This is a genomic window from Streptomyces djakartensis, from assembly GCF_014651075.1.
GTDB lineage: Bacteria > Actinomycetota > Actinomycetes > Streptomycetales > Streptomycetaceae > Streptomyces > Streptomyces djakartensis.
On record NZ_BMWE01000037.1, the window covers coordinates 1 to 24,796 of the forward strand.

The window sequence follows — 24,796 nt, forward strand, 5'->3', positions numbered from 1 at the left end:
GCCCCCCCCCCCCCCCCCCCCCCCGGGCCCCCATCGGCCGGACCCGCGGAGCGCTCAGCTCCAGACGTTGCCCTGGTTCTGCCCGCGTGCCCCCTGCTGGCCCATGCCGTACTGAGCGGAGAGGCCCGAGCCGATCCGGGCGTTCTGCGGCGGGAGCAGCTCGCTGGGCTGGACCAGCGCGAAGCCGGTGCCCATGAAGCTCAGCTCCCAGCCCTCGCCGGTGCTGCCGCGCCGGCGCCACACCCCGGAGGAGTGCGTCTGGGCCTGCATCTGCACCCGCAGGCCCGTCGACCAGGCGACGATCGCGTCGGCGTCGCAGTTGACGTACCTGTCGGGCGTCACGTGCAGCAGCAGCGGCATGCCCGAGGTCATCAGGGCGACCTTGCCCCGGCCGGTGATGTTGAGCTGGTACTTCCCGGAGCCGGAGATGCCGTAGAGGCTGTCCACGGCGATGACCTCGTGGTGGAGCGAGGAGTCCATCGCCAGTACGTAGCCGCTGTCGACGGTGAGGCCGTCCTGGTCCACGTCCATGACATGGATGTGCTGCTTGAGGTTGGCGAGGTAGACCGTGCCCTGCCCGTGGCAGCGCATCAGGTCGAGTCCCTCACCGGTGTGCGCACGCGCGCGTGCCTGGTCGTTGCTCTGGTACTCGGCGTCGAATTCGACGAGGCCCTGGTAGGCGACCATGGTGCCCTTGCGGGCCAGGACGTCGTCGTGGCCCTCCAGGGCGACGCGCAGCATCTGCTTGTTCTGCAGGCTCCAGCGTTCCTGGGTCTGCTGCTCGTTGTAGGCGAAAATCGGGCTCTGCATGGCGTTCTGGCTCCCCCTCAGCCCCGGAACCGGAGACGGTCGGTGCTGTCCTCGCTGGGCTGGACGACGACGATGCCCTGACCGGAGAAGGCCATCTGGTAGGCCTCGCCGCTGCCGCGGCCGATCAGCGACTGGGCGCGGAAGCTGCGCTTGCCCTTCACCTTGAGGTTCGGGGACCAGGCGACGAGCGCGTCCGGGTCGACGTACGTCTCGTCCTCGCCGCCTCCGCAGTCGACGACGATGGGCTTGCCCCGGGAGGTCAGCGCGACCCAGCCCTGCCCGGAGATCCTGGTGTTCCACAGGCCCTGCCCGGCGAACTTCGCCAGGCCCTTGACCCGCTCGACACCCCACGTCAGGTGGGCGTCGAAGGCGAGCAGGTTGGTGGCGTTGACGGAGATCCCGTCGCCGTCGAGGTTGATGACGACGACGTTCGCGCCGTAGTCGGCGAGGTAGAGCAGGCCGTCGCCGGAGCACTTCATGAGGGGCGCGCCCTCGCCGGTGAGCCAGTCCTTGGCGATCTGGCGCACGGCCGGCGGGTTGGGCTCGTACTGGACGAACCCTTCATAGGCGACCATCGAACCCACGCGCGCGAAGAGGTCGTTCCCCGTCTGCATGGCGACCTTGAGCATGTGGTTGCCGTGGTTCTCCATGCGGGCGGTGACGGGGGCGGGGGCGTGGCCCGCGAGCTGCTGTGTCATGACGGGCTCCCTCAGACCTCGTACGGCTGGACGACGATGAAGTTGCCGGGAGCTCCCCGGAACTGGAGGTTCACGCTCTCCCCGGTGTCACCGGGGTAGGAGTTGCGGCGCATCCGCACCTGGCTGGAGACGACCACCTGGGCGGCGGCCGACCAGGCGACCACGGCGTTGCAGTCGGCGAACGTGGTGGGCGTGACCGGGAGGACCACGGGCGTGCCGTGGGTCTTGACGACGATCGTGCCGGTGCCCTGGAACTGCATGGTGAACAGGGCGCCACCGGGGATGCCGTGTCCCTCGATGCGGCGGACCTCGTAGGTGAGGCTCTCGTCGAAGGCGAGGACGTTGTCGGCGGAGACGCAGACGGCGTCGCCCTGGAGCTCGATGGGGTGGAGCATGGTCGAGTTCTCGGCGAGGAACACCTGCCCCTGGCCGGTGCAGCGCATCAGCTGCATCTCCTGGCCGGTCGCGTTGCCCACGATCCGGCCGGCGAAGCCGGCGCCCTTGTAGCTGAAGTCGACCTTGCCCTGGTAGAGCACCATGCTGCCCTGCCGGGCCAGCACGGGTTGTCCGCCGATGCCGAGGTCGACGCGGACGAGTTTCTTGTTCTGCTGCGTCCAGCGCTGCCCTGTGGGGGTTTCCCTGAACTTCTGGAGGGCGGCGGCCACACCGGGGTTCTGCGCAGCGCCCTGGGGAGCCCCTTGCGGCGCTCCGTGGGGGGCGGGCTGCCCGGCCTGTCCGAACGGCGGCTGCCGGCCGTGGCCCGGAGGCGGAGTGGGCTGGCCGTAACCGGGTGGCGGGGGCGGGTTCTGGGGCGCCTGGGGCTGGCCGTACCCCGGGGGCGGCGGGGCCGTCCGGCCGGGGGCCTGGCCGTAGGGCGGCGGCTGCTGGCCCGGCTGGCCGTACGGCGCGGGCGCCGGCGCCGGGGGCGGCACCGGGGAGCCGCCGGGCGGGGTGTTCACGGGCGCCACGATGGTCTGGGCGGCATGCACCTGGGGCGCGGGTGCCGGGGGCGGAGGCGCTGCCGGTGCCTGGGCCGGTTCAGGGGTTGCGGGGACGCCGAACGCGGGCGGCGCGAAGCCCGGGGCGGAACCGGCCTGCGGCTGCTGCGCGGCGGGCGCGGGCGTCTCCTCCTCGGCCACCTCGCCGCCGAAGTTCCTCAGCAGCGCGTCGAGACCGCCGTCGAAGCCCTGCCCGACGGCGGCGAACCGCCAGACGTCCTTCAGATAGAAGTCGCCCAGCATCACGGCACGTTCGGTGGAGAACTCCGAGCCGCTGAAGGGGTAGCGGGCCACCTCCTCACCGCCCGCGACGATGCGGATGTAGCCAGGGGCGATCTGCGACATCTGACCGGGGCCGTCGATCGTCGCCGTGAAGGACAGCTTCTTGATCTGCGGCGGGATCCGGTCGAGCGTCACCCGGAAGGACTCCGTGTCGCCCGCCTGGGCGCCCAGGAGCTGAAGGGACTCCTCCGGGGACTTCGGCTGGTTGTAGAAGACGAAGTACCGGTCGTCCGAGAGCCGTTCGTCGGCGTCGAGGCCGAAACAGCTGATGTCGAAACTCAGCCCGGGGCCGGAGATCTGCACACCTACGTACAGATCCGTGCCCGCGGTGAGGTCACTGATTCTGGCCTTGTGGCCGCGTTGGAATTCCCTGGCCATGCGTAACGACCGTCCCCCATCCAGAACGTGAGTGCGTCGCGCCAGGCTAACGGCAAACACCGACACCGGACGTTGTCGGTACAGACCCGGTACAGAACCCGGGCTCGGCCGTATCCGCTGCTCGCCGAGGAAAAGCGGTCACTCACCCCGCCCACCGGGCACATGGGGCAACCGCCCGGCCGCGACCACGCCTTCGAGGTAGCCCCGGGCCCGCTCCGTGCGGGGGTAGGCGTCCAGCAGCCGCCAGAAACGGGGGCCGTGTCCGGGGACGAGCAGGTGGGCCAGTTCGTGGACGAGGACGTAGTCGACGACGTACTCGGGCATGCCCTGGAGGCGGTGCGACAGCCGGATGCTGCCCTCGGACGGGGTGCAGGACCCCCAGCGGGTGTTCTGGTTGGTCACCCAGCGCACCGAGGCGGGCCGGGCCCGCCCGTCGAAGTACTGGTCGGAAAGCCGCCGGGCCCGCTCGGCCAGTTCGGCGTCGCCGAGGTTCCGTTTGCTCTCCTGAGCGGCGAGCTTGTCGAGCATGACGTTCACCCAGCGCTGTTCCTCCGCCTCGGACATCCGGGCGGGGATGAGCACCACGGTGCGATCGCCCTCGCGGTACGCGGAGACCGTTCGGCGTCGGCGAGTGCTCCGGCGGACCTCGATCGCGCTCGCCCCGGAGCCGCTCGGCGGCTGGCTCGTCGTGCTGCGCTGTGGCGTTCCGGCGCGGTGCAGTGGGTCGGCGGGCACGCCCCGACGTTACCCGCTGCGCTCGGGGAAGTCCCGACCGCGGGGACGGTTCGCTGCCGCCCCCCAACCGTCGGCCACTCGATCAGTACGACGAATGTCCGCGCCTGTGGACAACTTTGTGCGGACGGCGACGCGTTCGGTCATGCTGGCTGTCGCCGGCGAAGCGCTGAGCGGTTCGGTCCGTTACCGAAGGCCGGGCCTGCGGCCCGTCTTGGGCCGCGCCCACGCTCGACCGGCCTACTGGGACGATCAGTGACATACGGGGGCCTGTCATGCATCCGCTGGTGAAACCCGCGCTCAGGCGCGGCTGGCGCGACCTCAACACCGTGCAGTTCGGGATGGCACCGGCGCATGCGATGACGCTCGGTCCGATGGACCTGGCGACGGGCAGTTTCCTCGATCTGCTGAACGGCACGCGGGGCTTGGAGCTGCTGCGCGAGGAGGGGCGCCGGATGGATCTGCCGGACGGCCATGTCGACGCACTGGTGCGGCGGCTCACGCGGGCCGGGCTCCTCGACGACGCACGGGGCGGCGGACCGGCCGCCGACGCTCTGCGGAAGAAGAAGGACGTCCTGGACCGGCTCGGCCCCGACCTGGCCACCCTGTCCGTGACCACCGCCGAGCCCGGCGACGCGATCAGGCGACTGGCCGCCCGGCGCTCGCATCGCGTGCGGGTGCGGGGTGCGGGGCGGGTGGGTGCCGTCCTCGCCTCGCTGCTGGCCGGGGCCGGCGTGGGCGAGGTGGACGTGCTCGACGGCGGCAGAGTGGAACCTTGGGACGTCGGCCCGGGCGGGCTGCCGGCGGAGGCCGTCGGCGACCGCAGGGACGAGGCGGCCCGCCGAGCCGTGCGCCGGGTGGCCCCGGACCGGCCACGGCGCCGCTCGGCAGCCCACCCGCCCCCGGAGGAAGGCGACCCGGGCTTCTCCCTGGTGATCGTCGCCCCACGGGACGATGTCGCGGTGCACGCGCCGGACCCGGTCGCCGCCGAGCCCCTGATGTCCTCCGGGACGCCCCATCTGTACGCCGGTGTCGTGGAGGCGACCGGTGTGGTCGGCCCGCTCGTCCTGCCCGGGGAGACCGGCTGCGCGGGCTGTCTGCACGAGAGCCGCACCGAGCGGGACCCGGCCTGGCCCCGGCTGGTCGCCCAGTGGCGCTCCGGCGGGCAACGGCAGGTGCGGCCCTGCGACCTGACGCTGGCCACGACCGTGGCCGCACTGGCGGCCGCCCACGCGCTCGCCTTCCTGGACGGCCGGGTTCCGTCGACTGCGGGCGCACGATGGGAGGCCTCCCTGCCTGCTCTCCACTGGCACGCCCGGCCGGTCGGGGCGCACCCGGCATGCCCGTGCGCGGCGGCGGAGACAGGAAAAGGGGAGCACCCCTCCAAGGACGGGGAGCCGCACGAGACAATGGCGGTGCAACGGCCGCCGGAGCAGTGCCGTGAGGCAGTGGCGAAGCGGCCGGCTGGGACTTGGAGGGCGCATGTCTGATCTTCCCCGGAAGGCGGTCACCCGGACCGCCAAGCTCGCCGCGCTCCCGCTCGGCATCGCCGGGCGTGCTACCTGGGGATTCGGCAAGCGGATCGTCGGCGAGTCCGCGGAGCTCGTCGGCCGCGAACTCCAGCAGCGCACGGCGGAGCAGCTGTTCAAGGTCCTCGGAGAGCTCAAGGGCGGCGCGATGAAGTTCGGCCAGGCCCTGTCCGTCTTCGAGTCGGCGCTGCCCGAGGAGGTGGCCGGCCCCTACCGGGCCGCGCTGACCAAGCTCCAGGAGGCGGCCCCGCCGATGCCGACGCGCACCGTGCACACGGTGCTGGAGGAACGGCTCGGCGAGGGCTGGCAGGAGCTGTTCCTGGAGTTCGAGGACAAGCCCGCCGCCGCGGCTTCGATCGGCCAGGTGCACCGAGGGGTGTGGCACGACGGCCGCGAGGTGGCGGTGAAGGTGCAGTACCCGGGCGCGGGCGAGGCCCTGCTGTCCGATCTGAACCAGCTGAGCCGCTTCTCCCGCCTGCTCGGTCCACTGGTCCCCGGCATGGACATCAAGCCGCTGATCGCGGAGCTGAAGGACCGCGTCTCGGAGGAGCTGGACTACGGTCTGGAGGCCCAGGCCCAGCAGCTCCACGCGGAGGAGTTCACGGACGACCCGGACGTGGTGGTGCCGCAGGTGGTCCACCAGTCCGATCAGGTCCTGATCACCGAGTGGATCGACGGTGTCCCGCTCTCGGAGATCATCTCGGACGGGTCGCAGGAGCAGCGCGACCGGGCCGGCCAGCTTCTGGCCCGCTTTCTGTTCTCCGGCCCCGCCCGCACCGGCCTGCTGCACGCCGATCCGCACCCTGGCAACTTCCGTCTGCTGCCCGGCGGCCCGGACGGGGAGGACGACTGGCGCCTGGGTGTCCTGGACTTCGGCACGGTCGACCGGCTCGCGGGAGGTCTGCCGGCCACCATCGGCGAGTCCCTGCGCATGACCCTCGACGGGGAGGCCGAGGCGGTCTACGAGCTCCTGTGCGCGGAGGGGTTCGTGAAGGAGACCATAGAGCTGGATCCTGACGCGGTGCTCGACTACCTGCTGCCGATCATCGAACCTGCCCAGGTCGAGGAGTTCACCTTCACCCGCGGCTGGATGCGCAGTCAGGCGGCCCGGATCGCCGATCCCCGCTCCCCCGCCTACCAGCTCGGCAAGCAGCTCAACCTGCCGCCGTCGTATCTGCTGATCCACCGGGTGACCTTGAGCACGATCGGTGTGCTGTGCCAACTGGGGGCGACGGTGCGGCTGCGCGAAGAGTTGGAGGAGTGGCTGCCGGGATTCGTCCTGGAGGATTTTGCCGGTGGCGAGGAGTCCGCCGAGGAGGCATGAGCCTTCTCCGGCTCGTCCGTGCCCGGCGGCTGCGCAGGCCGAACGCGCCGCGGGGGCCGGTCCGTTCGAGACGGACCGGCCCCCGCTTGGAAAGCCCGGCCTCCCGGGGTTAGGGAGGCCATCGCTCAGGTGAGGTCGGTTACTGCATGACCGCCATGGCGAGCGCCCGGCGGGCACGCCGTGAGGCGCGCTCCGCCCTGCGCTGCATCCGGCGGGCGGTCACCAGGCGCAGGGCCTGGCGTTCCCGCTCCGCCTCATGCAGGCGCTCGTGCATATGCGCACGTGCCATGGCTTCTGGAATGAGTTGCATCTCTCGGGTCCTGTTCTGACGCGAGTCGGTCGCGCCGGAGGTGGTGACGTCTTGGGTCGCGGAGCCTGCGGGCTCGTAAGTGGACGGCTTCATCGGGGCCTGCTTCTTGGGGTCGTGCGTGAGGGGGCGGTCGATCGTTCCTGCGGTGTTCATGCCGTGACCGGGTTCTTGCGCGGGCGGCCACGCGGCCGCTTCCGGGCGACGACGACCCCCTGTACGAACAGCTCGCCACCCCAGACGCCCCAGGGCTCACGCCGCTCCTTGGCGCCGGCGAGGCAGGCCTCGATCAGCGGGCAGGTGCGGCAGAGGGATTTGGCGTACTCGACGTCGGCCGGCGACTCGGCGAAGAAGACCTCCGGGTCGTAGGAGCGGCAGGGGACGGCTACGCCGAGGTTCTCGATGGCGTCGTCGAGCGCGGTGAGCGCGGTGAGCGCGGTGAGCGGGCTCAAGGCGGAGTCCTCCGTGGAGCAGGGCTTGGGGATCTTTTGCGAAGGCGGTACGGACGGGGCGTGCGCTTCGAGTTGCACGGTTCGTCTTCCTCGTCTGGTGGTTCCGGCCTGTTGGCCGGGGGCGGTTGGTACCGGGTTCTCTACTTGTCCGGAGGCTCCTTCGGTCCGTCATCCCTGTTCAGGGACAAACAGAAGGGCCGCGGATCCCGGGTGGGGTTCCGCGGCCCTGAAGGCGCCGGCCTGATCGGCGATCAGGCTGGATCACTCCAGGGTTCTGGCCCACGGAAGGCCCACATCAGGTGGTGCTGCGTCGTCTGCTTCCGGAATCCGGCACCGGTCGCCGTAAAGGCATAGGCCTGCGCCTGTGCCGCTACTGCCGCTTCCAGTGCCTCGGTCGGTCGCTCATTGCGCTCACGGACGGGAAGGCCCGCAGGAGCAACGGAGGGGGACGCCGGACGCACGGCACGAATGCCGGACAGACCGGTGCCCAGGTTGGAAACGCCGAGCATGCACGCGGAGACGGCCGAGCGATCGGTCATTTTCACGATGCTGACGGAGCTGGTGTTGATGCTGATCACTGGACTCGCCTCCTCTCGGCGTCTCGGTGGACCGGGTGAACCGGTCCGACGGATATGAAGTACAACACGAAATCAGGGCCTCCGAGAAGGCCGCTGTTCTCGTGCCTAAGAACCTATGGGGATTGCTGGGGCATGCGCAAACTATTTTTTCGACGAGTCCGTGTCAGGCCTGACCGGTGTCCCCTTCGCCGTGTTGGCCTGCGCAGATGGCCAGTACGTCGGCCCCGTAGCGGGTGAGCTTCCGCATGCCGACGCCGGGGATGCGCGCCAGCTCGTGCTCGTCCTCGGGCGCGGCCTCGGCGATCGCCATCAGTGTCCTGTCGGTGAAGACGCAAAACGCGGGCTGACCACTGCTTCGTGCCTGGCCGGCGCGCCACTCGCGGAGGCGTTCGTAGAGGCCCTCGTTCATGTCGGAGGGGCAGTCGTCACAGCGCATCAGCTTCATCTCACCCGCGTCGGTCAGGGTGCGGCCGCAAACGCGGCAGCGGGCGGGGACGCGCTGGGTCCGTCTTGGGGCGGAACCCCTGGTTCCGGAGAGGCCGCGCTCGATTCCCCCCGTTCCGCCGACGGCCGTGCGGCCCGTGGTGGCCGTCGAACCGGGGCGCAGTCCGTCGAGGAAGCGGCTGGGGCGGCGGCTGGGCCGGCCACCGGGGGAACGGGAGAGAGCCCAGGAGACATGGAGGCGTTCCCGGGCGCGGGTGACGCCGACGTACAGCAGGCGGCGCTCCTCCTCGACCTGTTCGTCGGTCTTGGCGTAGGTGATCGGCATCATTCCCTCGGCGACGCCCACCAGGAAGACGACGTCCCACTCCAGGCCCTTGGCGGAGTGCAGGGAGGCCAGGGTGACGCCCTGCACGGTGGGGGCGTGCTGGGCGCCCGCCCGCTCGTCGAGCTCGGCGACGAGGTCGGCGAGTGTGGCTCCGGGCCGGGCGGCGGCGAAGTCCTGTGCGAGGTTCACCAGGGCGGCCAGGGACTCCCACCGCTCCCGCACGGCGCCCGAGCCGGCCGGGGGCTGCGGCGTCCAGCCCTCACCCGACAGCACGGCACGCACCTGGGAGGGCAGGTCGACGGCGTCGTCCAGGAGGGAGTCGTTGCCGCCGAAGCGGGCCGCGCCGCGCAGGGCGACGCCCGCCTTGCGCACCTCGGGACGGTCGAAGAACCGCTCGGCGCCGCGCAACTGGTAGGGAACCCCGGCGTCGGCGAGGGCCTGTTCATAGGTCTCGGACTGCGCGTTCGTGCGGAACAGGACGGCGATCTCGGCCGCGGGGACGCCCGAGTCGATGAGCTCGCGGATGCGGCGGGCCGCGCCCTCGGCCTCGGCGGGCTCGTCGGTGTACTCGGTGTAGACCGGTTCCGGTCCGGGGGCGCGCTGGGAGACGAGCTCCAGACGGTGGTCGGCGGCCCGGCCCCGGGCCTGGGCGAGCAGGCCGTTGGCGAGGTGGACGACCTGCGGGGTGGAGCGGTAGTCGCGGACCAGTTTGACGATGGTGGCCCCTGGGTGCCGGGTACGGAAGTCGAGCAGGTGGTCCGGGGTGGCTCCGGTGAACGAGTAGATCGTCTGGCTGGCGTCGCCGACCACGCACAGGCTGTCCCGCTCGCCGAGCCACAGTTCCAGCAGACGCTGCTGGAGGGGGCTGACGTCCTGGTACTCGTCGACCACGAAGTGCTGGTACTGGGCACGGACCTGCTCGGCGATGTCGTGCCGGTCCTGGAGCACCGCCACGGTCAGCAGCAGCACGTCCTCGAAGTCGATGACGGAGCGCTCACGCTTGACGTCCTCGTAAGCGGCGTAGAGCTGGGCGATCTCGGCGGGGTCGCGGGGGGTCTCGCGGCCGGCCTTGGCCGCGGCGGGCGCGTAGTCGGCGGGGACGGTCTGGGTGACCTTGGACCACTCGATCTCGGCGGTGACGTCCCGCAGCTCGCCCCGCTCGAGCCGGATGCGGCAGGCGGCGGCCGCGTCGGCGACGAGCTGGATCTTGCGGTCGACGAGCCGGGGCATGGAGCCGCCGATCGCTTTCGGCCAGAAGTACTGGAGCTGCCGCAGGGCCGCGGAGTGGAACGTACGCGCCTGGACGCCGGCCGCCCCGAGCTGGCGCAGCCTGCCCCGCATCTCGCCGGCGGCACGGTTGGTGAAGGTGACGGCGAGCACGCTGGAGGGATGGAGGATCCCGGCGCGCACCCCGTAGGCGATGCGGTGGGTGATCGCCCGGGTCTTGCCCGTGCCCGCGCCCGCCAGGACGCACACCGGACCGTGCAGGGCGGTCGCCACCTCGCGCTGCTCGGGGTCGAGCCCCTCGAGCACCGCGTCGGCGGAGTCCGGTACCTGTGGGAACAGGGTGGAGTGCGTTGCTGCTGTCACACAGCCATGCTGCCAGGTCTCGCGTGACGGCTGCGCCGGGTTGTCCACAGGCAGGCACCGATAGTCGTACCAATGCGGCAGGGGTCACGTCCGGCGGGGTACAGGGACGGGGAATGGTGGACCTTTCACGTACGTTCCACCAAGGCGACCAACCGTCCCCGAGCCGTTGAAGGAGCCTCAGAGACATGCTGGGCACTGTGACGATGTACAGCACCACGTGGTGCGGCTACTGCCGCCGGCTGAAGAGCCAGATGGACCGCGAGGGCATCGCGTACACCGAGATCAACATCGAGCAGGACCCGGAGTCCGCCGCGTTCGTGGAGAAGGCCAACGGCGGAAACCAGACGGTGCCCACGGTCCTGTTCCCGGACGGTTCGACCCTCACCAACCCCTCGCTGGCTCAGGTGAAGCAGAAGATCGGCGCCTAGTCGCCTCACGGCTCGGCGGGGAAGGCGGTTCCTGAGGCAGCTCAGGAACCGCCTTCTCGGCCCGCGCCACGCGGTACCGGTTTGTCCCACTCCACGACGTAGCGCCACAGCAGTGTGCGGCGCCAGTCACAGCCGGGCAGCAGTCGGCGGGAGGCCTCCCGGATCTCCCGCCACGACATGTGCACGTCTTCCGTGGGCATGCCTACCGGGCCTTTCTTGCCGCCGTTCAGGCGGGCGTACAGCAGGCTCACGGGCACGCCGCACGCGCTGACGGCCCAGTCCAGGGCCGACCGGTTGGCGGCCATGCCGACGATCACCAGACGGCCGCCGGGCGCGGTGAGCCGGGCGAGGCGGGTGACCGCCTCCTCGAACGGCGCGTGGTGGACCACGGCGACCGCGCTGACGAAGTCGTACCCGCCCTCGGGCAGGGACTCGTCGGTGAGGTAGTCCGCCTCCAGGTAGGTGACGTTGCGGGGCACGTGCGGGTACTCGCGGGCCAGCCTGATCATGTCCGGCGAGCGGTCCACGCCCGTGACGGACGCCGCCCGTGCCGCGAGCTTGCGGGTGAGCAGGCCGTCGCCGCAGCCGACGTCCAGGGCCGTGAGGGCGCGGCCGTCCCGTACGGCGCCGAGCACCGCGGTGTGGTGATGGACGTTGTGATTCCAGTACGGGTCGGTCACGCGGCGCCCTCTCTCAGGCGACGCTCCTGGTCGGGAGCGGCTTGCCGTACCAGAGCTCGATCAGGCGGGCCGCGATGGAGATCCCGTAGGGCGGGAGCACCTCGCCGGACTCGAAGGCGGCGCGCAGTTCGTCCCGGGAGAACCAGCGGGCCTCGTGGATCTCGTCGCCGTCGACCTCTATCTGCGTCGAGGTGGCGCGGGCCAGGAAGCCCAGCATGAGGCTGGACGGGAACGGCCAGGGCTGGCTGGCGACGTACTCGACCTGGCCGACCGTGATGCCGACCTCCTCGTGGACCTCGCGGCGTACCGACTGCTCGATGGACTCGCCGGGTTCGACGAAACCGGCGAGCGTCGAGAAGCGGCCCTCGGGCCAGTGGACCTGGCGGCCGAGCAGGATGCGGTCGTCCTCGTCGGTCACGGCCATGATCACGGCGGGGTCGGTGCGCGGGTAGTGCTCCGCGCCGCAGGCCGGGCAGCGGCGGATGTGGCCGGCCGCGGCGATGACCGTGCGTTCGCCGCAGCGGGAGCAGAAGCGGTGCGTGCGCTGCCAGTTCTCCAGACCGACCGCGTGCACCATCAGGCCCACGTCACGGGCGGACAGCAGCAGACCCGCTTCGCGCAGGCCGGCCGGGCGTGCGGACTGGTCGATGCGCCCGGGCAGGGAGTCCTTCTGGAGGGCGAAGTAGCTGACGCCGTCCTCGTCGATGCCGAGGAAGTAGCGGTGTGCCTCGGTGAGGGGGGCCTCGAAGGACGGGGTCATGACGAGTTCGGTGCGCCCGTCCGCCGTCTCGTCGATGAGGACCTGGCCGCCGGAGACCACGAAGCAGCGTGTGGTGGGGTGGCTCCACGCCGCCGCGAGCCATGCCTCGTCGAGCCGGTGGTGGGCGGCCCGGTCGATGCCGCTCGGGGCGGTGAGCGAGATGGGCCGGTCGGCGTTGTGGTCGGTCCAGGTGGTCACGGGTGCTTCCAACTCCCCGGTGGAACGGTCGGGTTCGGCGGGCTGATCAGCGGGAGGTACGGCGGGAGGCGACCGGTTCCGGTGGTGTTCGGCGGTGCGGGGCGGTCCTCCCAGTGTGCCGCGCGCGCTGCCGGTCCGGACGGCTCGTGACGCTCAGGGCGCATGACGCCAGTGTTCGGCGAGGTCGCCCCAGAGGTACGCGGTGGTCTCGACGCCCTTCAGGAGCAGGTCGAGTTCCACTTTCTCGTTCGGGGCGTGCCAGCCGTCGGACGGGACGGAGATGCCGAGGAAGAGGACCGGGGCGCCGAGGACGTCCTGAAGGTCCGCCGCCGGGCCCGAGCCGCCCTCACGGGTGAAGCGGACCGGCTTCTCGAAGGCCCGTCCCATGGCGCGGACGACCGACTGGAGGGCCGGGTGGTCGAGTGGTGTCAGGCAGGGGCGCGTGGCGCCGCTGAAGGTGGTCTCGCAGCGGATCCCGGCGGGTACCTGCTGCTCGGCCCAGGCGCGGACGGCCTTCTCCACGTGGCCGGGGTCCTGGCCCGCGACCAGCCGGAAGGACAGCTTCACCATGGCGGAGGACGGCACGATCGTCTTGCTGCCGGGGCCCTGGTAGCCGCCGCCGATGCCGTTGACCTCCGCGGTGGGGCGGGCCCAGACGCGTTCCAGGGTGGTGTAGCCGGCCTCTCCGTGGGTGGCGTGCGACTTGGCCGCGCTCAGCCATCGCCGCTCGTCGAAGGGGAGTTCGGCGAAGAGGTCCCGCTCGCGGTCGCTGAGTTCGACCACACCGTCGTAGAAGCCCGGGATCGCCACGCGCGCCCGCTCGTCGTGGAGGGCGGCCACCAGGCGGGCTACGACGGTCGCCGGGTTGGGCACCGCGCCGCCGAAGGAGCCGGAGTGGATGTCCTGGTCGGGGCCGTGCAGCCGTATCTCGCACTCGGCCAGGCCTCGCATGCCGGTGCACACCGTGGGAGTGTCATCCGACCACATGCCGGTGTCGGAGACGATCACGGCGTCGGCGGCGAGCCGCTCGGCGTGCTGCTCGACCAGGGCCCGGAAGTGCGGCGAGCCGGACTCCTCCTCGCCCTCGATCAGCAGCTTGAGGTGCACGGCGGGAGACTTGCGGCCGGTGGCGGCGAGGTGGGCGCGGACGCCGAGGGTGTGGAAGAAGACCTGGCCCTTGTCGTCGGCCGCCCCGCGCGCGTGGAGGCGGTTCCCGCGGACGACGGGCTCGAAGGGCTCGCTGTCCCAGCCGTCCTCCCGGGCGGCGGGCTGCACGTCGTGGTGGCCGTAGACCAGCACGGTGGGCGCCTGCGGGTCCTCGGAGGGCCACTCGGCGTAGACGGCGGGCGCGCCGGGGGTCTGCCAGACCTCTGCCGTCGGGAACCCGGTCTCCCTCAGTTTGGCGGCGAGCCAGTCGGCGCTGCGGCGTACGTCTGGCGCGTGGTGCGGCTGGGCCGACACCGACGGGATGCGCAGCCATTCGGCGAGGTCGTCGAGGAAGGCGGCGCGATGCTGCTCGATGTACGTACGGACGACGCTGTCCGGGGTCTGGCTCATGGCCACGAGCCTATCGGCCCGCACGGACGTCCCCGGAGTGCGGTTCCTCACCGGCTTCAGCAGCGGACGGTTCCTCCAGGAGGAGCCGCTCGAGGGCGGCGCGGTCCGGCAGGTGTGCCGGGCGTACGACCTCCCCGCTGCGCACGTACAGGAAGGCGGCGGTGACCGACTCCGGGGGCACGCCCTGCTGCTCGGCCCACGCCAGGCGGTAGACGGCGAGCTGGAGCGGGTCGGCGGTGCGGGAGCGGTTGGTCTTCCAGTCGACGATCTCGTACCTGGCGTCCTGCCCGTCGCCCTCCTTGTAGACGGCGTCGATGCGGCCCCGGACGACGCGGCCGGCGACCGGGAACTGGAAGGGGGCCTCCACGCGGTAGGGCGTGCGGTGCGCGTACTCGGTGCGCTCGAAGGCGGCCTTGAGGTCCTCCAGGTCCCGCTCGTCGGCGATCTCGGCCTCGCTGCCGGGCAGTTCCCCGGGTTCCAGCATGGGAAGCGTGAGTTCCTCGAAGCGGGCCTCGACCCAGGCGTGGAACCGGGTGCCACGGCGTGCGGCGGGCTGGGGCGGACGGGGCATGGGGCGCGCCAGCTCCTGCGCGAAGCCGTCTGGGTCGGAGGCCAGCCGCAGCAGCTGGGACGCCGTGAGCGAAGCCGGGAGGCGGACTTCCGTGACGGTGTCACGGGCGCGCAGGAGCTCGCCGGTGAGGGCGTCGAGGTCGCGGTCCCAGGAGGCGATGGTGCGGGCCTCTTCCGGGGTGAGGCTTGAGTGGTCCCTGGGGTGTGCGGGCTCCGGCGGGGCCGCCTGGTGGGGAATGGCCGGGTGGGCGATGGCCGGGTGGCCGGCGGTCCGGTCCGTCCCGTCCGCCGGGGCTTCCGCGAGGGGTGTGCCGTCGAAGGGAGCGTCGCTGACCGCGTCGCCGAAGGGATCCTCGCCGAACGGGTCCGGTTCGCCGAACGGGTCCGGTTCGCCGAACGGGTTCGGTTCGTCGTACGGAGCCTCGTCGTCCTCGGGCGGCGGGGGCCACTCCGGGTCGTCTGACACGTCCGGGTCGTGCACGGCCGCGGCGTGCCCGTTCTCGTGGGACGCGAGGTCCTCGAGGTGGGCCAGGACGGTCTCGGCTGCCGCGCGGCGCCGGGCCAGTGCCGTCTCGTCCAGGGGCAGGGGCCACACCTGGTCGGCGGTCGCCCGGTGCAGGGCCGGGTTCTCCTCGTCCTCGGCGGGCTCGTCCGCCCAGGCCTCGATCTCGCCGTACCCGGCCTCGCAGTGCTCGTAGAGGGCGTGCAGGAACGCGGACGGGCCCCGGCGCTTCTTCTGGGTGGGGCCCCACCAGTGGCCGGAGCCCAGGAGGAGGGAGCGGGGGCGGGTGAAGGTGACGTAGCCGAGGCGGAGTTCCTCGGTGTACTGGTGCTCCTTCATGGCCTCGTGGAAGGCCTTGAGGCCCTTGGGGTCCCAGGAGGCGACATCGGGCAGGGTGTCGGCGTCGCCGCGCAGCCGGTGCGGCAGGACCTTGCCCTGGGAGGTCCACTTCTCGCGGCCCTGGCTGCTGGGGAAGGTGCCGGTGACCAGGCCGGGGACGACCACGACGTCCCATTCCAGGCCCTTGGACTTGTGGGCGGTGAGCACCTTGACGGTGTTCTCGCCGCCGGGGAGGGCGTTGTCGAGGCCCTTCTCGTACTGGGCGGCGGTGCGCAGGAAGCCGAGGAAGGCGAGCAGGGTCGCCTCGTTGTCGCCGGCGGCGAAGGAGGCGGCGACATCGAGGAAGTTGGACAGGGTCTCGCGGCGGCGGGCGGCCAGGGCGTGCGGGGACGCCGACAGCTCGACCTCCAGGCCGGTGACGGCGAGGACGCGGTGCAGGACGTCCATCAGCGGGTCGGACAGGGAGCGGCGCAGGTCGCGCAGTTCGGTGGCGAGGCGGGCGAAGCGCACGCGCGCGTCGGGCGAGAACGGCAGTCCGTCGTCGTCCCCGTGGCCGTCCAGGGGCGTCTCGAGGAACGTGTCGAGGGCGTCCGCGAGGGAGACCACCTCGGAGGGGTCGGTGCCCTCGACGGCCTCGGCGAGACGGCGGTCCGGGTCGTCGTCGCCCTCCACGCGCGCGTGGGACACCAGCAGCCGGGCGCGCCGGCCCAGCAGGGCGAGGTCGCGTGGGCCGATGCGCCAGCGCGGGCCGGTCAGCAGGCGGACCAGGGAGGCGTTGGCGCCGGGGTCCTGAAGGACCTCGCAGACGGCGACGAGGTCGGCGATCTCGGGCAGGTGCAGCAGTCCTGAGAGGCCGACGACCTCGACCGGGATGTCCCGGGCGACCAGGGCGCCCTGGATCTCGGCGAAGTCGGTCGCCGTGCGGCACAGCACGGCGATCTCGCCGGGCGCCGTTCCGGTGCGGACGAGGTGGGCGACGGAGTCGGCGGCCCAGTCGATCTCCTCGGCGTGGGTGCGCAGCAGGGCGCAGCGCACGAGGCCGTCGCGTTCGGCGCCGGGGGCGGGGCGGAGGGCCTCCACGCCCGCGTGCAGGGCGCGCAGGGGCTCGGCGAGGCCGTTGGCGAGGTCCAGGAGGCGGCCGCCGCTGCGGCGGTTCTCGCTGAGCGCCTGGCGGGTCGCGGGCCGGCCGTCGGCGTGGGCGAAGTGCTCGGGGAAGTCGTCGAGGTTGGCGACGGAGGCGCCGCGCCAGCCGTAGATGGCCTGGCAGGGGTCGCCGACGGCGGTGACCGGGTGGCCGGTGCCCTCGCCGAACAGGCCCGCCAGGAGGACACGTTGGGCGACGGACGTGTCCTGGTACTCGTCGAGCAGGACGACGCGGAACTCCTCACGCAGCAGACGGCCCACTTCGGGGAGCCCGGCGAGCTTTGCCGACAGGGCGATCTGGTCACCGAAGTCGAGCAGGTCCCGCTCGCGCTTGGCGGCCCGGTAACGGGTCACCAGTTCGGCCAGTTCGCGGCGGGCGGCGGCCGCTTCGGGGACCTTGCGCAGGTCGGCGTTGGTGAGCTTGGCGCCGCGCAGCGTCAGCAGCAGTTCGGCGTCGTACGCGCGCAGCGCCTCGGGGCGTACGAGGTGCTCGGCGAGTTCGGCGTCGAGGGCGAGGAGGTCGCCGACCAGGTCCGGGAAGGAGCGGGTCAGGGCGGGGTAGGGCCCGGGGGACTCGCGCAGCACGCGCGCGGCGAGCTGGAAGCGGGTGGCGTCGGCGAGCAGCCGGGAGGTGGGCTCAAGCCCGATGCGCAGGCCGTGGTCGGTGAGCAGGCGGCCCGCGAAGGCGTGGTACGTGGAGATCACCGGCTCGCCGGGCGGGTCGTCCGGGTCGATGGCGTCCGGGTCGGTGACGCCGGCCCTGATCAGCGCCTTGCGGACGCGCTCGGCGAGCTCGGCGGCGGCCTTGTTGGTGAAAGTCAGTCCGAGCACCTGCTCGGGGGCGACCTGGCCGGTGCCGACCAGCCACACCACGCGTGCCGCCATCACAGTCGTTTTGCCCGAACCGGCTCCGGCCACGATCACCTGCGGGGCGGGCGGCGCGGTGATGCAGGCCATCTGCTCCGGGGTGAAGGGGATGCCGAGGAGTTCCTTGAGCTGTTCGGGGTCGGTGATACGGGCGGGCACGTCGAAGAGGCTAGTGGCGCCCACTGACAACGGTGGCCGGATCGGGCTGCCCGGCGAAAGGAGCGCAGGTCAGCGAGGGTGGTGCGATAGATCACTCCACCACGTGGCGCCCCTCCTGGCGCGCGCTGCAGGAGGCCCGGAACGCGCAGTGCGCGCAGTGCTGCCCGGCGGTCGGCGTGAAGCGTTCGTCGAGGACCTTGCCGGCGGCGGTGGCCAGCAGCTCGCCGACCCACTCCCCCTCCAGCGGCTCCTGCGCCTGCACCTTGGGCAGAGCCTCGCCGCCGTCGCGCTTCGCCGCGCCCTGCCGGAGGTGGACGAGTTCGGCGCCGCCCGGCTCGGGACGCACGCCGTCGAAGACGTCGTCGACGGCGCCCTCGCGGACCGCCAGCTGGTAGACGGCGAGCTGAGGGTGGCGCTCCACCTCCTTGCCGGTGGGCGCCTGCTTGCCGGTCTTGAAGTCGACCACGTAGGCGCGGCCGTCGCCGTCCGCCTCGACGCGGTCCATCTGGCCGCGGATGCGCACCTGGTAGTCGCCCGCCTCGAGGGTGACGTCGAAGTCGTGCTCGCTGGCGACCGGGGTGCGCCCGGTGCGGTCCGTGACGTGCCACTGGAGGAACCGTTCGAGCGCCACGCGCGCGTTGTCCTTCTCCTGCTCCGACTTCCAGGGCGCGTCGAAGGCGAGGGCGTTCCACACCGAGTCGAGTCGTTCCATGAGGACGGAGAGGTCGGCCGGGGTGTGCCCGGAGGCGACCTCGTCGGCGAGGACGTGCACCACGTTGCCGAAGCCCTGGGCGGCTGTGGCGGGGGCGTCGGCCTTGACCTCGCGGCCCAGGAACCACTGCAGGGCGCAGGTGCCCGCGAGCTGGTCGAGTGCGCTGCCGGAGAGCACGACGGGCTGGTCCCGGTCGCGCAGCGGCACCTTGGACTCGGTGGGCTCGAACATGCCCCACCAGCGGTAGGGGTGTGCGGACGGCACCAGGGGGCGGCCGTCCTCGTCGGCGAGGGCGGCGAGCCGGGCCAGGCGACGGGCGGCGGCCTCCCTCAGGGCGTCGGAGACGCGGGGATCGACCGTGGTGGCACGCAGTTCGGCGACGAGCGCCGCGACGGACAGCGGACGGCGCGGGCGTCCCGTGACGTCTTTCGGTTCGACGCCCAGTTCGGTCAGGAAGCGGGAGGGCTGGTCGCCGTCGTCCGCGGGGGCCTTGACCGCGGTGACGACGAGACGTTCGCGCGCGCGGGTGGCGGCGACGTAGAACAGGCGGCGTTCCTCGGCGAGCAGCGCGCCGGGGGTGAGGGGTTCGGCGAGTCCGTCGCGGCCGATGCGGTCGGCCTCCAGGAGGGAGCCGCGGCGGCGCAGGTCCGGCCACAGTCCCTCCTGGACGCCGGCGACGATCACCAGGCGCCATTCCAGGCCCTTGGAGCGGTGCGCGGTCATCAGGCGGACGGCGTCGGGGCGTACGGCACGCCGTGTGAGGGTGTCGGCGGCGATGTCCTCGGCCTCGATCTCCTCCAGGAAGTTCAAGGTGCCCCGGCCGCCGGTGCGCTCCTCGGCTCGGGCGGCGGTCGCGAACAGCGCGCAGACGGCGTCCAGGTCGCGGTCGGCGTTGCGGCCGGCCGCGCCGCCCCGGCGGGCGGCCCGCTCCAGCCGCGAGGGCCACGGCGTGCCCTCCCACAGGTCCCACAGCGCCTCCTCGGCCGTGCCGCCGCCCGCCAGGCGTTCACGGGCCTTGCGCAGCAGCGCGCCCAGGCGCTGGGCGCCCCGCGCGTAGGTGGGGTCGTGCACGGCGAGGCGCTCCGGTTCGGCGAGCGCCCGCGCCAGCAGGACGTCGGAGGGCGGGGGCAGCGGGGTGCCCGCGGCCCGTTCCTCGTCCCGCAGGGCACGGCCGAGGCGGCGCAGGTCGGCGGCGTCCATGCCGGCGAGCGGAGAGGTGAGGAGGGTGAGGGCGGTCTCGGTGTCGAGCCAGCAGACGGCCGGTTCCGCGTCAGGATCGCCGTCGGACGCCGTGTCCCGCTCGGGAGCCGCGGTGGCCTCCGCCAGGGCCACCGCCCGCAACGCCGTCAGCAGCGGTGCCACCGCCGGTTCGTGGCGCAGCGGCACGTCGTCGCCGTCCACGTCCACGGGGACGCCCGCTGACGTGAGGGCGCGGCGGACCACCGGGACGGTGCGGGAGCCGGCGCGTACCAGGACGGCCATCTCGTTCCACGGGACGCCGTCCTCCAGATGGGCCCTGCGCAGGATGTCGGCGATGTTGTCGAGCTCCGTACCGGGCGTGGGGTACGTGTACGCCTCGACCCGGCCGCCGTCCCTGACGGGGGCCAGTTCGCGATGGGCGCGGACCTTCTCGGCGGGCAGGCGGGTCAGCGGCATGCGCTGGGTCAGCAGGCGGGTGGCGGCCAGCAGAGCGGCTCCGGATCGGCGGGAGGTCCGCAGTACCGCCACGGGGGCTGGGCGGCCGTCCGCGCGCGGGAAGGCCTGCGGGAAGTCCAGGATGCCGTTCACGTCCGCGCCGCGGAACGCGTAGATCGACTGGTCGGGGTCGCCGAAGGCGACGAGGGTGCGGCCGCCGCCGGCCAGGGCGTGCAGCAGGCGTACCTGGGCGGGATCGGTGTCCTGGTACTCGTCGACGTACACGGCGTCGTACCGGGCGGCGAGCCACGCGGCGACATCGGGCCGGCGGGCGAGGAGCACCGCCCGGTGGACGAGTTCCGCGTAGTCGATCACACCTTGGAGGTCGAGGACGTCGAGGTACTCGGCGAGGAAGGCGGCCGCGGCGCGCCAGTCGGGGCGTCCCGTGCGGCGGGCGAAGGCGTCCAGGGCGCCGGGGCCGAGGCCGAGTTCCCGGGTGCGGGCGAGGACCGCGCGGACCTCGTCGGCGAAACCGCGCGTGGTCAGGCAGGCGCGCAGCTCGTCCGGCCAGCGCACGTGGGCGAGCCCGAGCCGCTCCAGGTCGACCTGGCCGGCGAGCAGCTCGCGCACCGAGACGTCCTGCTCGGGGCCGGACAGCAGCCGCAGCGGCTCGACGAAGAGGTCGCTGTCCTGGTGCGCGCGGACCAGGGCATAGCAGAACGAGTGGAAGGTGGTCGCCCGGGGGGCGCGGGCGGCCCCGGTCCGCAGGGCCATGCGGTCGCGCAGCTCGACGGCCGCCCTGCGGCTGAACGTGAGCACCAGGACGCGCTCGGGGTCCCCGCCGCGGGCGACGCGCTCGGCCACGGACTCGACGAGCGTGGTGGTCTTGCCGGTGCCGGGGCCCGCGAGGACGAGCAGCGGACCGGCCGTGTGGTCAACCACGGAGCGCTGTGCGGCGTCAAGATGAGGGGGGTCCGGTCGGGCAGGCGGGGTACGTACCAGTCGGTAGGCGCCACGGCTCCCCCGCCGCACCCGGGGGTGCGGCAGGCCGCTGGTGGAGGAAGAGGAGCTCACGTGGTTCGCCGGTCCTGGTGGAAGTGCTGGTCGGGAGGCCATCGCGCGTTGCGGGCGGTGACCGCGGGGTGACGGGGACGCGTGCGGCCGACGCTACGCCGACGGGTGAGACGGAAGCAGGGCTTCCCCTTCTTCCCGCCGGTCACTCGTGGCACTCATGGCAGCCATGGCACCCGCGTCCCCCACGTCCCTCATCACACGAACGTACGTCATGCCGCCGATGTGCCCCGATTCCCTCGTCCGGATCACGGGTCACACGAGGGGACGTCCGATGGCGGAAGCTGTCAGGTGTGACCCTCCGCGCGTTCGCCGCCGTCCCAGCGCGCCCGTCTCATGTCGAGGCGCGGCAGGTGGCCCTCGGCGGCCCGGCTCGCCTCCTTCAGGGGCGTGCCCTCCTCGCGGTAGTGGCCGAGGGCTCGCTGTTCGTGCCCCGGGAGCAGGACACCGTCCGCGCGTACGACCCGCCACCACGGAACGGCTCCTCCGTAGAGGGCCATCACCCGGCCCACCTGCCGCGGGCCGCCCTCCTCGAGCCACTCGGCGACGTCCCCGTATGTCATGACCCGACCCGGCGGAATGAGTTCGGCCACGTCCAGGACCCGCCCGGCGTACGCGGGCAGGGCTTCCGCGCCGTCGTCCTCGTGCCCGCCCCCCTCAGGGCTTTCCTCGCTCATCCGTCCCATCCTGCCCCACCCCACCGACAACGGGACGCGCGCACTCCGGAGCGTTTCCCTCGCCCGGCGGGAGCGCGTCGGGCAGACTGTCCGCCCCCGCATGTGCACCCTGATGCCCCCGTGTGTCGGTGCGGCATGCCACCATCGTGCGGGCGGTGACCGGTGATACGAGACCAAGAAGAGACGATGAAGCAGCAGGGTGCGCACCCCGACGAACCGGAGGGCACCTCTGACGCCTCGTCGCGCCCGGACACCCCGGACGACGGCGCGAAGGGGGGCGGAGAGGACACCCCGGTGGTCGCCGGCTCCCCCGACACGGCGTACATCGACGAGGTGGAGGGCGACGAACCGCTGCTCCCCGCGCGCGTGCACCGGCCGTCCGATCTGATGCGGCTCCTGGTGGGTGTTCTCGCCGTCGCGGTACTGATCGGGATCGCCGCGTTCGCGCACGGCACCACGTCGGGCCTCGAACAGGACATCAACAAGGGCACCGGCCAGGCGCCCGACCTGCTGATCAAGATCGCGGGTCTGGCCTCCAGCATCGCGATCCTGCTGGTGCCGGTCGCCTTCGCCATCGAGCGGCTGATCAAACGGGACGGACTGCGCATCGCCGACGGCGTGCTCGCGGCCGTCCTGGCACACGGCGTGACACTCGCCACGGACCTGTGGGTCGCCCGGGCCGCCCCCGACTCGATCCAGGAGGCGCTCACCCAGCCCTCCCCCGGCGACATCCACGCGCTGACCGACCCCGTGCACGGCTATCTGGCACCGGTCATCGCATACATGACAGCCGTCGGCATGTCGCGCCGGCCCAGATGGCGCGCGGTGCTGTGGGTCGTGCTGCTCCTCGACGCCTTCTCGATGCTCGTCACCGGGTACACGACGCCGTTCTCGATCATCCTCACCGTGCTGATCGGCTGGACGGTGGCCTACGGCACGCTGTACGCGGTCGGCTCGCCCAATGTCCGGCCCACCGGGCAGACCCTGATGGCGGGCCTGCGGACCGTCGGCTTCCGCCCGGTCAGCGCGTCCCGGGAGGACCTCTCGGACAACCCGGACACCGGCGACCGGGGCCGCCGCTACTTCGTCACCCTCGAGGACGGCCCGCCGCTGGACGTGACGGTGGTCGACCGGGAGCAGCAGGCCCAGGGGTTCTTCTACCGCGCCTGGCGCAACCTGACCCTGCGCGGCTTCGCCACCCGCAGCAGCCTCCAGTCACTGCGGCAGGCCCTGGAGCAGGAGGCGCTGCTGGCATACGCGGCCATCGCGGCCGGCGCCAACGCGCCCAAGCTGATCGCCACCTCCGAACTGGGCCCCGACGCGGTGATGCTCGTCTACGAGCACAGCGGCGGGCGCACCCTCGACTCGCTGCCGGACGAGGAGATCACCGACGACCTGCTGCGCGACACCTGGCACCAGGTGAGGGCCCTGCAGTCCCGGCGCATCGCGCACCGCAGGCTGGTGGGCGACGCGATCCTGGTCGATGGTTCCGGCACGGTGATCCTCACCGACCTGCGCGTCGGGGAGATCGCGGCCGGTGACCTGCTGCTGCGCATGGACATCTCCCAGCTGCTGGTGACCCTCGGCCTCCGGGTGGGCGCCGAGCGGGCGGTCGCCTCGGCGGTGGGCGTGCTCGGCCCCGACGCGGTGGCGGACTGCCTGCCGATGCTCCAGCCCATCGCGCTCAGCCGCTCCACCCGGGCGACGCTGCGCAGACTGGCCCGGGAGCGGGCACAGCGCGAGCGCGAGGCGGTCCTGGAGGCATCCCGGCAGGACAAGCAGGCCCGCCTGGAGGAGGCCTCGGACGACACCTCGCCCGTGGCGGAGAAACCCGGCAGGAAAGCCGGCAAGAAGGCCGTACGAGCGGAGCAGCGGGCGGAGAAGCGGGCCATCGACGAGGCCCTGGAGGAGGCTCGTGAGGAGGACCTGCTCACGCAGATCCGCCACGAGGTGCTGCGGATCAGGCCGCAGGCACCGGTCGAGCCGGCCCGACTGGAGCGGGTGCGGCCGCGCACGCTGATCAGTTTCATCGCGGGCGCGATCGGCGCCTACTTCCTGCTGACGCAGCTCACCCACATCGAGTTCGGGCCGCTCATCGCGAACGCCGAGTGGGGCTGGGTCGCCGCGGCGGTGCTCTTCTCGATGGGCAGCTACTTCGCGGCGGCGCTGGCGCTGCTGGGGTTCGTGCCCGAGCGGGTGCCGTTCCTGCGGACCGTGGCGGCGCAGGTCGCCGGGTCGTTCGTGAAGATCGTCGCCCCGGCGGCGGTGGGCGGTGTCGCCCTCAACACGCGCTTCCTGCAGCGCGCGGGCGTGCGGCCGGGGCTCGCGGTGGCGAGCGTCGGGGCGTCGCAGCTGTTCGGCCTCGGCTGCCACATCCTGATGCTGCTGGCCTTCGGCTATCTGACCGGCACCGAGAAGACGCCGTCCCTGTCGCCGTCCCGGACGGTCATCGCCGGTCTGCTGACGGTGGCGGTGCTCGTCCTCGTGGTGACGTCGGTGCCGTTCCTCCGGAAATTCGTCGTCACGCGCGTGCGGTCGCTGTTCGCGGGTGTCGTGCCGCGCATGCTGGACGTGCTGCAGCGGCCGCAGAAGCTGGTCACCGGCATCGGCGGCATGCTGCTGCTCACCGCCTGCTTCGTGATGTGCCTGGACGCGTCGATCCGCGCGTTCGGCGACGAGTCCACCTCGATCAGCATCGCCAGCGTCGCCGTCGTCTTCCTCGCGGGCAACGCCCTGGGGTCCGCCGCGCCGACACCAGGCGGTGTGGGCGCGGTCGAGGCGACCCTGACGGTCGGCCTGATCGCGGTGGGACTGCCGAAGGAAGTGGCGGCGCCGGCGGTTCTGCTGTTCCGCCTGCTGACACTGTGGCTGCCGGTGCTGCCGGGCTGGCTCGCCTTCAACCAGCTGACACGCAAGCAGGCGCTCTGACGGCGACGGCCCGCCGGGCACCCGCACCCGCATGCGCGGCCCGCCCCGCCGGGCGGGCTCTGCACTCACACCCGTCCCCGCTACCTCGTACGGCACATGTCCCGCGCGTGGGTCCCCGTACCG

Annotated in this window: 17 protein-coding genes and 1 pseudogene; 4 read left to right on the forward strand and 14 right to left on the reverse strand. The window is 72.4% G+C overall.

The genetic code is table 11. The features are described 5' to 3' along the window. Positions 1–54 precede the first annotated feature (54 nt). The 4 genes from IE212_RS33520 to IE212_RS33535 form a co-directional block, all read right to left on the reverse strand. Positions 55–810: an AIM24 family protein gene (locus IE212_RS33520; RefSeq protein ID WP_190201770.1), complete on the reverse strand. Its 756-nt coding sequence runs from the start codon at positions 808–810 to the stop codon at positions 55–57. A gap of 17 nt (positions 811–827) precedes the next feature. Then, the gene (locus IE212_RS33525) at positions 828–1,508 is read right to left on the reverse strand and encodes an AIM24 family protein (RefSeq protein WP_030232363.1); all 681 of its coding nucleotides are present in this window, start codon (positions 1,506–1,508) and stop codon (positions 828–830) included. Positions 1,509–1,519: 11 nt separating this feature from the next. Then, positions 1,520–3,166 carry a TerD family protein gene (locus IE212_RS33530; RefSeq protein WP_190201771.1) on the reverse strand — a complete coding sequence of 549 codons (1,647 nt, stop codon included), beginning with the start codon at positions 3,164–3,166 and terminating at the stop codon, positions 1,520–1,522. A gap of 138 nt (positions 3,167–3,304) precedes the next feature. Beyond that, the gene (locus IE212_RS33535) at positions 3,305–3,901 is read right to left on the reverse strand and encodes a M48 metallopeptidase family protein (protein WP_190201772.1); all 597 of its coding nucleotides are present in this window, start codon (positions 3,899–3,901) and stop codon (positions 3,305–3,307) included. A gap of 272 nt (positions 3,902–4,173) precedes the next feature. Here IE212_RS33535 and IE212_RS33540 point away from each other — a divergent pair, with 272 nt between their 5' ends. Both IE212_RS33540 and IE212_RS33545 read left to right on the forward strand, forming a co-directional pair. Next, entirely contained in the window at positions 4,174–5,388 is a 1,215-nt protein-coding gene (locus tag IE212_RS33540) for a ThiF family adenylyltransferase (RefSeq protein ID WP_190201773.1), read from the forward strand. Beyond that, on the forward strand, positions 5,381–6,751 hold the full coding sequence (locus tag IE212_RS33545; RefSeq protein ID WP_190201774.1) for an ABC1 kinase family protein: 1,371 nt from the start codon (positions 5,381–5,383) through the stop codon (positions 6,749–6,751). Before IE212_RS33540 ends, IE212_RS33545 begins: the two co-directional genes overlap by 8 nt. A 139-nt stretch (positions 6,752–6,890) precedes the next feature. On the opposite strand, the gene IE212_RS33550 is transcribed toward IE212_RS33545, so the two are convergent. The 4 genes and pseudogenes from IE212_RS33550 to IE212_RS33565 all read right to left on the reverse strand — a co-directional run bounded on the left by IE212_RS33550 (position 6,891) and on the right by IE212_RS33565 (position 10,634). Beyond that, positions 6,891–7,214, reverse strand: a complete 324-nt coding sequence (locus IE212_RS33550; RefSeq protein WP_190201775.1) for a putative WhiB-interacting protein — start codon at positions 7,212–7,214, stop codon at positions 6,891–6,893. Further along, positions 7,211–7,588, reverse strand: coding sequence for a WhiB family transcriptional regulator (locus tag IE212_RS33555; protein WP_190201776.1), 378 nt, complete (start codon positions 7,586–7,588; stop codon positions 7,211–7,213). The genes IE212_RS33550 and IE212_RS33555 overlap by 4 nt, the downstream gene beginning before the upstream one ends. 173 nt (positions 7,589–7,761) lie before the next feature. Beyond that, on the reverse strand, positions 7,762–8,088 hold the full coding sequence (locus IE212_RS33560; protein ID WP_190201777.1) for a hypothetical protein: 327 nt from the start codon (positions 8,086–8,088) through the stop codon (positions 7,762–7,764). 163 nt (positions 8,089–8,251) lie between these two features. After that, a pseudogene (locus IE212_RS33565) lies at positions 8,252–10,634 on the reverse strand (ATP-dependent DNA helicase UvrD2). On the opposite strand from IE212_RS33565, the gene IE212_RS33570 reads away from it, so the two are divergent. Further along, a complete protein-coding gene (locus IE212_RS33570) occupies positions 10,633–10,875 on the forward strand; it encodes a mycoredoxin (RefSeq protein ID WP_003992805.1) in 243 nt (80 codons plus the stop codon). The pseudogene IE212_RS33565 and the gene IE212_RS33570 sit on opposite strands and share 2 nt — an antisense overlap. A gap of 41 nt (positions 10,876–10,916) precedes the next feature. On the opposite strand, the gene IE212_RS33575 is transcribed toward IE212_RS33570, so the two are convergent. The 6 genes from IE212_RS33575 to IE212_RS33600 form a co-directional block, all read right to left on the reverse strand. Beyond that, a complete protein-coding gene (locus IE212_RS33575) occupies positions 10,917–11,555 on the reverse strand; it encodes a class I SAM-dependent methyltransferase (RefSeq protein ID WP_190201779.1) in 639 nt (212 codons plus the stop codon). Between the two features lie 13 nt (positions 11,556–11,568). Next, complete coding sequence (nudC, locus tag IE212_RS33580) at positions 11,569–12,513, reverse strand: NAD(+) diphosphatase (protein WP_190201780.1); 945 nt, start codon at positions 12,511–12,513, stop codon at positions 11,569–11,571. 153 nt (positions 12,514–12,666) lie between these two features. Next, positions 12,667–14,070 carry a dipeptidase gene (locus IE212_RS33585; RefSeq protein WP_190201781.1) on the reverse strand — a complete coding sequence of 468 codons (1,404 nt, stop codon included), beginning with the start codon at positions 14,068–14,070 and terminating at the stop codon, positions 12,667–12,669. A gap of 10 nt (positions 14,071–14,080) precedes the next feature. Beyond that, the gene (locus IE212_RS33590) at positions 14,081–17,650 is read right to left on the reverse strand and encodes an ATP-dependent helicase (RefSeq protein ID WP_190201782.1); all 3,570 of its coding nucleotides are present in this window, start codon (positions 17,648–17,650) and stop codon (positions 14,081–14,083) included. Between the two features lie 91 nt (positions 17,651–17,741). Then, the gene (locus tag IE212_RS33595; RefSeq protein ID WP_190201783.1) at positions 17,742–21,071 is read right to left on the reverse strand and encodes an ATP-dependent helicase; all 3,330 of its coding nucleotides are present in this window, start codon (positions 21,069–21,071) and stop codon (positions 17,742–17,744) included. Positions 21,072–21,355: 284 nt separating this feature from the next. Further along, on the reverse strand, positions 21,356–21,745 hold the full coding sequence (locus IE212_RS33600) for an MGMT family protein (protein ID WP_229864696.1): 390 nt from the start codon (positions 21,743–21,745) through the stop codon (positions 21,356–21,358). Positions 21,746–21,931: 186 nt separating this feature from the next. Between IE212_RS33600 and IE212_RS33605 the strand changes: the two genes are divergently transcribed. Further along, on the forward strand, positions 21,932–24,673 hold the full coding sequence (locus IE212_RS33605) for a lysylphosphatidylglycerol synthase domain-containing protein (protein ID WP_190201785.1): 2,742 nt from the start codon (positions 21,932–21,934) through the stop codon (positions 24,671–24,673). Positions 24,674–24,796: the final 123 nt, after the last annotated feature.